The organism is Sandaracinobacteroides sp. (assembly GCF_057137845.1).
This window is the reverse complement of sequence record NZ_DBNHFX010000129.1, coordinates 1-9,567: the sequence shown is the minus strand read 5'-3', so window position 1 is coordinate 9,567 and position 9,567 is coordinate 1. Positions and strand designations below refer to the sequence as shown.

Below are 9,567 nucleotides of genomic sequence, written 5' to 3'. Positions count from 1 at the left end.
ACCGGAGAATTGGGCGCGTTGTAGGGGATGCCCGTCAGCCAGACGACGCCGCGCGTCGGCAGATTGAAGCGCCGTACGCTGGCCTTGATCGGCAGGCCGATCGCCAGCCGTCCGCCGTGTGTGGCATAGATGGTGGGCGCGCCGAAATCGACGTCGATCTTGCCGGCGGCGGGCACGTCTATCGGTTCGGCGGCCAGCTTGTTCAGCGCATCCTCCAGAACCGGCTCAAGCTTGGCATAGGCAGCGATCACCGGCGCGTTGACGTGGAAGCCATCGGGGCCCTTGATCTTGCCGGATGGCGGCAGCGGGATCGGTACGGGGTTGGGCGGCCGGTCGCCGATGAAGGTTTCGACCCCGGCATCCAGCCCGAGCCGCAGGTCGAGCCTGCGCCCCGATACGGCGTAGCCGCCATAGCTGAGCTGGCGTGGGGTGAGCCGCATCCAGACCGGCGGGTTCTTGGCGTTCAGCTCGATCGTGGTGAAGCCGTCGTTCCATGCCGATTCCAGATGCCGGCGGACGTGCAGCGCCGTCAGGTGGCGCGGGATGTCGCGCTCGATCCCGGCGATCACCTTGGCCAGTTCGCGGTCGGCGCGGCCGGTGAACGTCACCCGCCGCCCCAGCACGTTGATGCCCGGAGCCTTGGTCCAGTCGTAGTCGATCACCACCCTTGCCGTCGGCTGCCAGTCGGGCGTCATGCCAAGCTGGATGTCGGCCCGCACTTCGGCGGCGCCGGTCGCGGTCTTGGAAAGCACCCGGCCGACGTTGCGCGCCTGCACTTCGGCGGAAACCGGCATGTGCATTTGCAGCCGGTTGCCGTTGCCCGACAGGCGGATCTGCCCGCGCCGCGCCGAACCGACGATGGTGCAGCCGATTGCGGGCGAAATCCGGCGGCCGCGAATGCGCACCGGGGGCACGCAGTCGCGCTCGGTCTGGTTGATGGAATAAAGGGTGGTCGGCACGCCGGCGTTCAGCAGCCGTTGCAGCTCATCGAGGCTGATGGCGATCGGAAGCGCCACATTCGATTCGGCAACCGGGACTTCGGCCTCGGCAGTGATGCGTTCGGGCGGCGGAGAGACGGCGCGTTCGCGGCAGCCGGCCACAAGAACGAGGGCGCCGATCAGCCCCGCTGGTGCCATTGCCGTCAGCCGCATCGTCCGATCCCCCGTTCGTCTGTTGCCGGTTATGCTTGCCGCAAGCGGGCGATCCTCACAAGTGGCGCAGAAACGCCTGGATTTCATCGCCGAGTTCGGGCCGCGTCACGCTGCTCATGTGGTTGCCGGGGATTTCGCGATACTGCGCAGCCGGAAGCGCGGCGGCGAGTTCGGGCGCCGAGCCATTGTCGGAATCGTCGGCGCCGCAAACGACGAGGGTGGGAAGATCGAGGCCGCGCAGCGCGTCGGCATCGGTTCCCTGCTGGCCACCCAGCAGCCAGACCATCGCTTGCGGGCTTCTGGTGCCGGCCTTCATGAAGGCTTCGGCCATATATTCGGCGCTGCCGGGTTTCCAGCTTCCCCGCCCCTCGATCATGCGGATGAACCATTGGCCGCGATCCGATCCGCCGGTGATGCCGCGAAGCCCCATGCCGCCCAGCACGGCGGCACGCGGGCGCAGGCCGCGCGCCAGCAGCCGGACGGTCGTGCGCGCGCCGAGCGAATAGCCGCCCAGCACGAAGTCGCGGCCCAGCCCCAGTTCCTGCACCATCGCCTCGATGTCCATCGCCAGCACGTCGGCGGGCCATGCCGCGCGATCGTCGGGGCTGGCGCTTTCGCCATGGCCGCGAAAATCCGGCATCACCACCCGGAACCCGGCTCCGGCGATGCGGTCGGCGGTGCCGTAGCGGATCCAGTTGGTCTGGGCGCTGGAAAACAGCCCGTGCAACAGCACGACGACCGGCCCTTTCCCCCGGACGGAAACGGCAAGGCGGGCGCCGTCGAAGCCTGAAAAAAACTGCGTGTCGGTCATCACCAAGACATGCCGCCCGCCCACGGCGCTGGCAACCCTTCCCGGCCCCGCATGGCGCCCCCCTTGCGAAGCGGCCGTGCCGACGCCATTCTTTGACCCGAGAGAGGCCCCTTCAAGCTTGCCGGGAACCATTGATGACCGATGAAACGAAGCTGACACTGGAAGCCCCCGAACCTGTGGCGACCGTCCGGCCCGAAGCGGCGGCCGGTCTCGTCCCCCTGACCGCCGGAGTGAAAGGCGAGCTGGAAAACCGTGTCGACGGTTTCGTTTCGGCGCTGGTGGCGCAGGATGCGAACAGCCCCGAGTTCGGCCGGCAGGTCGACCGGCTGGCGAACCTCGGGCAGCAGCAGATCGCCGAAGCCGCCGGGCAGTCGAACCGCTTTCTGGAGCGCCCGGTCAGGGCGATGGACCGCGAGAACGGCATCGGCAACGACCTGACGCAACTGCGGCGCACGGTCGAGGATCTGGATCCGTCGAAGCGCGGCAGCCTGACCACCCGCAAGAAGCTGTTCGGCATCCTGCCCTTCGGCGACCGCGCGCGTGACTATTTCGACGGCTACAAGTCGGCGCAGGGCCACATCTCGACGATCCTGAAAAGCCTTGCCAACGGCAAGGACGAGCTGCTGCGCGACAATGCCGCCATCGACACCGAGCGCAAGGCGCTGTGGGATTCGATGGGCAAGCTCGAGCAGATGATCCACATGTCGAAGCTGCTGGACGGCAAGCTGGAAGCAGCTGCAATCGAAATGGACGCCGCCGACCCGGCCAAGGCCAAGGCCATCCGCGAGACGGCGCTGTTCTATACCCGCCAGCGTTCGACCGACCTGCTGACCCAGATGGCGGTCAGCGTGCAGGGCTATCTGGCGCTCGATCTGGTGAAGAAGAACAACCTCGAACTGCTGAAAGGCGTCGACCGCGCTTCAACCACCACGGTTTCCGCGCTGCGCACCGCAGTCACCGTGGCGCAGGCCCTGACCGGGCAGAAAATGGTGCTGGACCAGATCACCGCCCTGAACACGACGACGGCGAACGTCATCGAATCGACCGGGCAGATGCTGCGCACCCAGACGGCGGAAATCCACAAGCAGGCAGCCGGTTCGACGATCCCGGTGGAAACGCTGAAGGCGGCGTTCCAGAACATCTACCAGACCATGGATTCGATCGACCAGTTCAAGGCGCAGGCGCTGGAATCGATGCGGACGACGGTCGATGTGCTGTCGCAGGAAGTGGAAAAATCGAAGGGCTATATCGCGCGTGCCGAAGGTATGGCGCAGATCGCCGGTCCGGCAGGCGCAGCAAGCGCAGCGCAACCCTCGTTGCCGCCGCTGGCGCCGGTTTCGGGCTAGGCCATGACGCTGCTTCCCGAAACCCGCGATGCGCTGGCCCGCTATGACGAGTGGCTGGCGCGGACGGTGAAGTCGCCGGGGCAACTGGCGGCGAGCGGCCGGCGTGTCCGCCGCGCCGCGCAGTCTGCGGGCCGCCGTGCCCGCAACATGCTGTTCGGCGCGCTGGCGGTAGTTCTGGCGGCGTTTCTTTATGGCAATCTGGTGGCGCCGCTCGGGTTTCTGGGGGTCGTTGCCATGTTGCTGGGCGTGCTGGCGGTGATGGCGCTGCTGGCCGGATGGCCCGCCGAAAAGCCGCCCGAACTGGAAAAGCTGCCGGAAACGCCGCTTGCCAGCCTGCCGGCGACGGTTGAAACCTGGCTCGATGTGCAGCGCCCGGCGCTGCCGGCGCCGGCGGCGCGCGCCGTCGATCATGTGATGGAGCAACTGGAGCGCCTGAAACCCGAGCTGGCGCGCCTCGATCCGGCCTCGGCGCAGGCCGACGACGCGCGCCGCCTGCTGGGCGACCATCTGCCCCGGCTGGTGAAATCCTATGTCGGCGTGCCCGCAACGCACCGGGCCACGCCCGATGCGCAGGCGCATTTCCGCGACGGGCTGAAAGTGGTCGGCACCGAGATCGACCGGCTGACCGACGATCTGGCCCGCGAACGCATGCAGGCGCTGGAAACGGAAGGGCGTTTTCTGGAAAGCCGATACGGGCCGACGACCAGAAAATAGCGGCAGGCGGTTGCATGGCGGCCATGCACGGGCCGTTCCGGCGGTGATCGCGGCTTGACGCATCGGCCGCGCGCTTCCAAGCCCGCGCTATGGACATCAGCCAGATTCCCACCGGGGAAAATCCGCCCAAAGACCTGTTCGCCATCATCGAGATCCCGATGGGCGGCGTGCCGGTCAAGTATGAACTGGACAAGAAGTCAGGGGCGATGATCGTCGACCGCTTCCTGCACACGGCGATGTATTATCCCGGCAACTATGGCTTCGTTCCGCATACCCTTTCGGAAGACGGCGATCCGATCGACGTGGTGGTTGTCGGCCCGCATGCGGTGGTGCCCGGCGCGGTGATCCGCGTCCGCCCGGTGGGTGCGCTGATGATGGAGGACGAGGCCGGCGGCGACGAGAAGATCATCGCGGTGCCCGTCGACAAGCTGCATCCCTTTTATTCCAACGTCCGCAACTATACCGACCTGCCGCCAGTGCTGATCGAGCAGATCGGCCACTTTTTCCAGCACTACAAGGATCTGGAAAAGGGCAAGTGGGCAAAGCTTTCGCGCCTGGTGGACGTGGAGGACGCCGAGGCGATGGTGGTGGCGGCGATCGAACGCTATCAGGCGCAGCAGCAGGGTCGCTGAGGCTGGAAACGCGCGGCTGCCGCGTATAGGAGCAGGGCTGTCATGAAAGCTGTTTCCATCATTTCCGGCCGCGCGGTGCCGTTCGGCGCTGCCAATGTCGATACCGACGTCATCATTCCGGCGCGCTTCCTGAAGGCGATCACCCGTGACGGCCTTGGCAAGGGGGCGTTCGCCGCGATCCGCGAAGACCCGGACAACCTGTTCGACAAGCCGGAAAACCGTGGCGCCCCGATCCTGATCGCCGGAGACAATTTCGGCTGCGGTTCGAGCCGCGAGCACGCGCCATGGGCGCTGATGGATCTGGGCTTCCGCTGCGTGATCGCGCCCGCCTTTGCCGACATCTTTTCCGGCAACAGCTTCAAGAACGGGCTGCTGCTGGTTGCGCTGCCCGCCGGGCAGGTGGATCGTCTGATGGAAATCGCGCGCGAAGGCCTGCCGATCACCGTCGATCTGGAAAATCAGGTGGTGACGACGCCGCATCAGGATCGCTTTGCCTTCGATGTCGATCCATTCCGCAAACATTGCCTGTTGCACGGCCTCGACGAAATCGGGCTGACGGAAACCATGGCGCCGGCGATCACCGCGCACGAGGCGCGCCTTGCCGCCGAACGGCCGTGGATCGCGGGCGCTGCACAGAGGGTGGGTGCACAATGACGAAAACGCTGCTGCTGCTGCCGGGCGACGGCATCGGACCTGAGGTGACGGCCCAGTGCCGCCGTGTGCTTGATGCACTGGCGATCCCCGGCCTTGCCGTGACCGAGACATTGTTCGGCGGCGCTTCGATCGATGCCCATGGCGTGCCGCTGACCGACGACGCGCTGGCGGCGGCGCTGGGTGCCTCGGCAGTGCTGATGGGCGCGGTCGGCGGGCCGAAATGGGCGGGCGTCTCCTATGACCGGCGGCCCGAAGCCGGGCTGCTGAAGCTCCGCGAGCAGATGCAGGTCTATGCCAACCTGCGCCCGGCGCGCTGCTTCCCGGCGCTGGTCGAGGCTTCGACCCTGAAGCGCGAGGTGGTCGAGGGGCTGGACATCCTGTTCGTGCGGGAACTGGTTGGCGGGGTTTATTTCGGCCAGCCGCGCGGCATCGAAACCCTGGCCGACGGCGAACGGCGCGGTGTCAATACGCAGGTCTATACCACCAGTGAAATTCGCCGCATCGCCGTCACCGCGTTCGAACTTGCGCGCGGGCGCACCGGCAAGGTCTGCTCGGTCGAGAAATCGAACGTGATGGAATCCGGCCTGCTCTGGCGCGAGGAAGTGCAGAAGCTGCGCGACGAACGCTATCCCGACATCCAGCTTTCGCACATGCTGGCCGACAATTGCGCCATGCAACTGGTGCGCGCGCCAAAGCAGTTCGACGTGATCGTCACCGACAACCTGTTCGGCGATCTGCTGTCAGACCTTGCCGCCATGTCGACCGGGTCGCTTGGCATGCTGCCGTCGGCGGCGCTTGGCGACAGCGGGCGTCCGGGCCTGTACGAACCGATCCATGGTTCCGCCCCCGACATTGCGGGCAAGGGGCTGGCGAACCCGTGCGCCGCGATCCTCAGCCTGGCGATGGCGCTTCGCTATTCGCTCGATGCGCCCGCGGCCGCCGGGCGGGTGGAAGCGGCAGTCGAGGCGGCGCTGAACGCCGGCGCCCGCACGCCTGACATCGGCGGCGCGCTTTCGACCGGTGAAATGGGCGACGCCATCCTGTCCGCGCTGCGGTGAAGGCGCCGGGCGCCTATACGTTCGGGCGCATCAGCCGCGCCTTCCTGACCGGCCTTGCCTTCCTTGGCCCGCTGCTGCTGACGGCGGCGGTGCTGGCGTGGGTGTTCGGCCAGCTCGTCGGGTATGTCGGGCCTGATTCGGTTGTCGGCCATGTGCTGACGGCAGGCGGGCGTCTGTTCACCGGCGAACGCGCGCATCCGTTGTTCTCGTTCGCGATCGGCGTTTCCGCCGTGGTCGCGCTTGTCACCATGCTTGGGTTCGTGGTGCAGGCGCGCGCCAGGAAAGTGCTGGAAGAATGGGTCGATGGACTGGTCGGTCGTGTGCCGTTTCTGGGGAACGTCTATCGCCCGGTCGCACAGTTTCTGCGTTCGATGGGCGGCAGCAAGGCAGGCGAAATGTCGGCGATGGGGGTCTGCCGGGTGGAATTCGGCGGCGGGGTAGAGACGGTTGCGTTCCTGGCGTCGGCGGAAACCTACGACATCGGCGGCGGTCCGGCCCGACTCGTGCTGATCCCCACGGCGCCGGTGCCGGTTGGCGGCGCGCTGCTGCTGGTCGCCGCCGAGAAGGTGCATGTGATCCCGGAAATGAAGTTCGACGATCTCGCCCGTCTCTATCTGACGATGGGCATGACGCCGCCGCCCTCGATGCGCCCGGTCGCCATCGACCGCTGAACCCGCAGGTATGCGGCGGGGCCAGTGTTTTGCCGCAGGTATGCGGCGGGGCCAGTGTTTTGCCGCAGATATGCGGCAGGGCTTGCCCTTTGCCGCAGGGCCGGGTATGGCCGCGACCCCGATGCTATTTTGCATCCCCCGCATGGGGCAAGGGCGCGTAGCTCAGTGGTAGAGCACTGTGTTGACATCGCAGTGGTCGCAAGTTCAATCCTTGCCGCGCCCACCATTCCCGCCATTCCGACAGGCCCGCTTCGCTCAGGGCAGGACCGGCCAGTCCGGCATCGTGGCCGGCAGCAGCGCCTTCAGCGCCTCGGGTTTTATCACCTCTGCATGGCGGCCCCACATCATCAGGTGCCACGCCATTTCCATCAGGCCACCGGCGCGGAAGCTTACCGTCAGCGAGCCGTCGGCCTCGGTCGTCGTCGTCTGTGAAGGGTGGAACAGGAACTGCCGCGCGGTCGGCGCGGCTTCCGGGGTGAAGCGCCACTCCACGTCGTGCGGTTCCTCGCGGAAGACACCGAAGCAGCCGCGCACCAGATCGCGAAGATCGAAGTCGGGGTCCCGGTCGAAACTTTCCGGCAGCAGTTTCGGCTGGCGGATCAGCGGCAGCGCATAGTGGCGGATCGGCAGGTCGGCAATGTCCTCCTGTGCGACGAGATAGTGGCGGTGCCCATAGAGGAACCCCAGCGGCCGCACGGTCCGGACCCGGTTGTCGCCGGAAACCCGCGCTTCATAGCCGAAGCTGACCTTGCGGCACGACTGGATCGCAAGCCTTAGGGTTGCCGGCACCGAAGCGGCGATCTGCGGCCGGGGACCGGCCGACAGCGCCAGCCCTTCGGCTTCGGCAAGGGCCGCAAGGTCAGGCTCGACGCGGCGCATCACCGCGCGCGGCAGCCCCGCCTTGATCTTGGCGGCCACGCCGCGCAGCGCCTCGGCCTGTTCGCCGAGGTTCAGCCGGTCGAGCGCGGCGGCTGCATTTTCGACGCTGGCCAGTTCGTCGGCGGAAATGCCGCTGATGGCGCGGGTATCTGCACCGTCGATCCGCCAGCGTTTCGAACGGTCGTTCGATGGCACTTCATCGGCCTGCGGGAAGGCGGCGATCACTGCATCGCGCATGCGGATCGCCGTGCGGCGGCTGACGGAAAAACGTTCCTCGATGTCGGCAAGGGTGAGGCCGCCGCGCGCCGCCTGCATTTCAAGCGCGAGCTGGATCAGCCGTTCGGCGCGGGCATAACGCAAGCTACCTACTCCCCTGACGGTCAACGCCTTGCGCTGGATGGATAATCATCCGCGCCGCCGCCCGCAAGCGCCACGACCATGCCAGACGGGGACATGGTCGCCAATGCGACATGCTGTGCCCGCGCGGCAGGCATGTCCGCAAATGGCATGGGTCGGTGCGATCAGGGGATTCGTAAAGCGTGCTTGCTGCCGGTTCCGCCCCTGGACCCTGCAGCAGGGCCGGCAGCCCGCATGTTGCGTTCCATGCGCGGGCTGCCGGTTTTCCCCCCCGGCATTTTCCCCGGCAAATGGCTGCTATGGTCGCGCCATGTCTGCTGATTCGATTCCATCCATCCTGTTCGTCTGCCTTGGCAACATCTGCCGTTCGCCCATGGCGGAAGGGGCGTTGCGCGCCCGCGCCCATGCTGCCGGTCTGCCGGTCCGGATCGATTCGGCCGGCACCGGCGACTGGCATATCGGCCGCCCGCCCGATCCGCGCGCCCGTGCCACAGCGCTGCGCCACGGCGTCGATATCGGCGATCTGCGGGCGCGGCAGGTGGCTACCCCGGACTTCAGCCGTTTTCAGCGGATTTTCGCTCTGGACGGGCAGAATCTGGCCGACTTGCGGCATCTTGCCCCTGCAGGTTCGGCGGCGCGGCTTTCGCTGCTGCTGGATGTCGTGCCGGGGATGCACGGCCAGCCCGTGCAGGATCCCTATTATGGCGAGGACGAGGGCTTCGAGGCGACATGGGCCGAAGTCGATGCGGCGGCGCTGGCGCTGGTCGCGCTGCTTTCGCGCTGAGCCGCGCGCCGGAACACCAGCAGTATATTGTTGGCGGGCATCGGATGGCGGGCAACGGGGCGCAGCCCCGAGGCGAGCGCAAGCTGATCGGCCTGCGCGCGATGGCGCAGGCCCCAGGCCGGATTGCGGGCCTGCAGATCGGCATCGAACGCAAGGTTCGTGGGCGCGGTTTCGATATCGTCTTCGATCCACGGCCCGTAAAGAATCAGCGGCGCCCCGGCGGCAAGCAGACGGCCCGCCCCCTGAAACAGGCCGATGGTTGCCGCCCATGGGCTGATGTGCGCCATGTTGATCGCCAGCAGCGCATCGGCCCGCGTGATCGGCCAGCTTGCCGGGTGGGCGGCGTCGATGTCGAGCGGGGGCCGGATGTTGGCTAGGCCGGTTTCGGCGATTCGCGCGGCGACCGATGCACGCGCTTCGGCCGAAGGGTCGCTTGGCTGCCAGTCGATCGCCGGCAGTGCCGCGGCGAAATGCGTGACATGTTCGCCGCTGCCGCTGGCGAGTTCCAGC

At 67.1% G+C, this 9,567-nt stretch carries 11 protein-coding genes and 1 tRNA gene; 8 read left to right on the top strand and 4 right to left on the bottom strand.

What is annotated here, in order from left to right; genetic code table 11:
• The coding region (locus tag AC16JP_RS07230; RefSeq protein ID WP_484339935.1) for a DUF4403 family protein at positions 1 to 1,151 on the bottom strand (1,151 nt) is incomplete at its 3' end.
• Between the two features lie 55 nt (positions 1,152 to 1,206).
• A complete protein-coding gene (locus AC16JP_RS07225; protein ID WP_484339934.1) occupies positions 1,207 to 1,962 on the bottom strand; it encodes an alpha/beta fold hydrolase in 756 nt (251 codons plus the stop codon).
• A 134-nt stretch (positions 1,963 to 2,096) separates the two neighbouring features.
• Here AC16JP_RS07225 and AC16JP_RS07220 point away from each other — a divergent pair, with 134 nt between their 5' ends.
• The 7 genes from AC16JP_RS07220 (at position 2,097) to AC16JP_RS07190 (ending at position 7,263) form a co-directional block, all read left to right on the top strand.
• Positions 2,097 to 3,308 carry a toxic anion resistance protein gene (locus AC16JP_RS07220; RefSeq protein WP_484339933.1) on the top strand — a complete coding sequence of 404 codons (1,212 nt, stop codon included), beginning with the start codon at positions 2,097 to 2,099 and terminating at the stop codon, positions 3,306 to 3,308.
• A 3-nt stretch (positions 3,309 to 3,311) separates the two neighbouring features.
• Positions 3,312 to 4,022, top strand: a complete 711-nt coding sequence (locus AC16JP_RS07215; RefSeq protein ID WP_484339932.1) for a hypothetical protein — start codon at positions 3,312 to 3,314, stop codon at positions 4,020 to 4,022.
• An 89-nt stretch (positions 4,023 to 4,111) separates the two neighbouring features.
• Positions 4,112 to 4,654 carry an inorganic diphosphatase gene (gene ppa / locus AC16JP_RS07210; RefSeq protein ID WP_484339931.1) on the top strand — a complete coding sequence of 181 codons (543 nt, stop codon included), beginning with the start codon at positions 4,112 to 4,114 and terminating at the stop codon, positions 4,652 to 4,654.
• A 42-nt stretch (positions 4,655 to 4,696) separates the two neighbouring features.
• Positions 4,697 to 5,308, top strand: a complete 612-nt coding sequence (gene leuD, locus AC16JP_RS07205) for a 3-isopropylmalate dehydratase small subunit (RefSeq protein WP_484339930.1) — start codon at positions 4,697 to 4,699, stop codon at positions 5,306 to 5,308.
• Positions 5,305 to 6,366, top strand: coding sequence for a 3-isopropylmalate dehydrogenase (leuB, locus tag AC16JP_RS07200; protein ID WP_484339929.1), 1,062 nt, complete (start codon positions 5,305 to 5,307; stop codon positions 6,364 to 6,366). Before leuD ends, leuB begins: the two co-directional genes overlap by 4 nt.
• The gene (locus AC16JP_RS07195) at positions 6,363 to 7,037 is read left to right on the top strand and encodes a DUF502 domain-containing protein (protein ID WP_484339928.1); all 675 of its coding nucleotides are present in this window, start codon (positions 6,363 to 6,365) and stop codon (positions 7,035 to 7,037) included. The genes leuB and AC16JP_RS07195 overlap by 4 nt, the downstream gene beginning before the upstream one ends.
• A 151-nt stretch (positions 7,038 to 7,188) precedes the next feature.
• Positions 7,189 to 7,263 (top strand) — tRNA-Val (locus AC16JP_RS07190).
• Between the two features lie 29 nt (positions 7,264 to 7,292).
• On the opposite strand, the gene AC16JP_RS07185 is transcribed toward AC16JP_RS07190, so the two are convergent.
• Positions 7,293 to 8,276, bottom strand: coding sequence for a helix-turn-helix transcriptional regulator (locus tag AC16JP_RS07185; RefSeq protein WP_484339927.1), 984 nt, complete (start codon positions 8,274 to 8,276; stop codon positions 7,293 to 7,295).
• A gap of 307 nt (positions 8,277 to 8,583) precedes the next feature.
• On the opposite strand from AC16JP_RS07185, the gene AC16JP_RS07180 reads away from it, so the two are divergent.
• On the top strand, positions 8,584 to 9,057 hold the full coding sequence (locus AC16JP_RS07180; protein ID WP_484339926.1) for a low molecular weight protein-tyrosine-phosphatase: 474 nt from the start codon (positions 8,584 to 8,586) through the stop codon (positions 9,055 to 9,057).
• Here AC16JP_RS07180 and AC16JP_RS07175 read toward each other — a convergent pair.
• Positions 8,973 to 9,567, bottom strand: a 595-nt coding sequence (locus AC16JP_RS07175; protein WP_484339925.1) for a DUF938 domain-containing protein, incomplete at its 5' end; no start/stop codon positions are given. The two genes, AC16JP_RS07180 and AC16JP_RS07175, sit on opposite strands and share 85 nt — an antisense overlap.

What these genes read in the sequence shown, in the direction of transcription:
- AC16JP_RS07225 (WP_484339934.1), bottom strand. Translation starts at nt 1,962, where the DNA reads ATGACCGACACGCAGTTTTTTTCAGGCTTCGACGGCGCCCGCCTTGCC.
- AC16JP_RS07220 (WP_484339933.1), top strand. Translation starts at nt 2,097, where the DNA reads ATGACCGATGAAACGAAGCTGACACTGGAAGCCCCCGAACCTGTGGCG.
- AC16JP_RS07215 (WP_484339932.1), top strand. Translation starts at nt 3,312, where the DNA reads ATGACGCTGCTTCCCGAAACCCGCGATGCGCTGGCCCGCTATGACGAG.
- ppa (WP_484339931.1), top strand. Translation starts at nt 4,112, where the DNA reads ATGGACATCAGCCAGATTCCCACCGGGGAAAATCCGCCCAAAGACCTG.
- leuD (WP_484339930.1), top strand. Translation starts at nt 4,697, where the DNA reads ATGAAAGCTGTTTCCATCATTTCCGGCCGCGCGGTGCCGTTCGGCGCT.
- leuB (WP_484339929.1), top strand. Translation starts at nt 5,305, where the DNA reads ATGACGAAAACGCTGCTGCTGCTGCCGGGCGACGGCATCGGACCTGAG.
- AC16JP_RS07180 (WP_484339926.1), top strand. Translation starts at nt 8,584, where the DNA reads ATGTCTGCTGATTCGATTCCATCCATCCTGTTCGTCTGCCTTGGCAAC.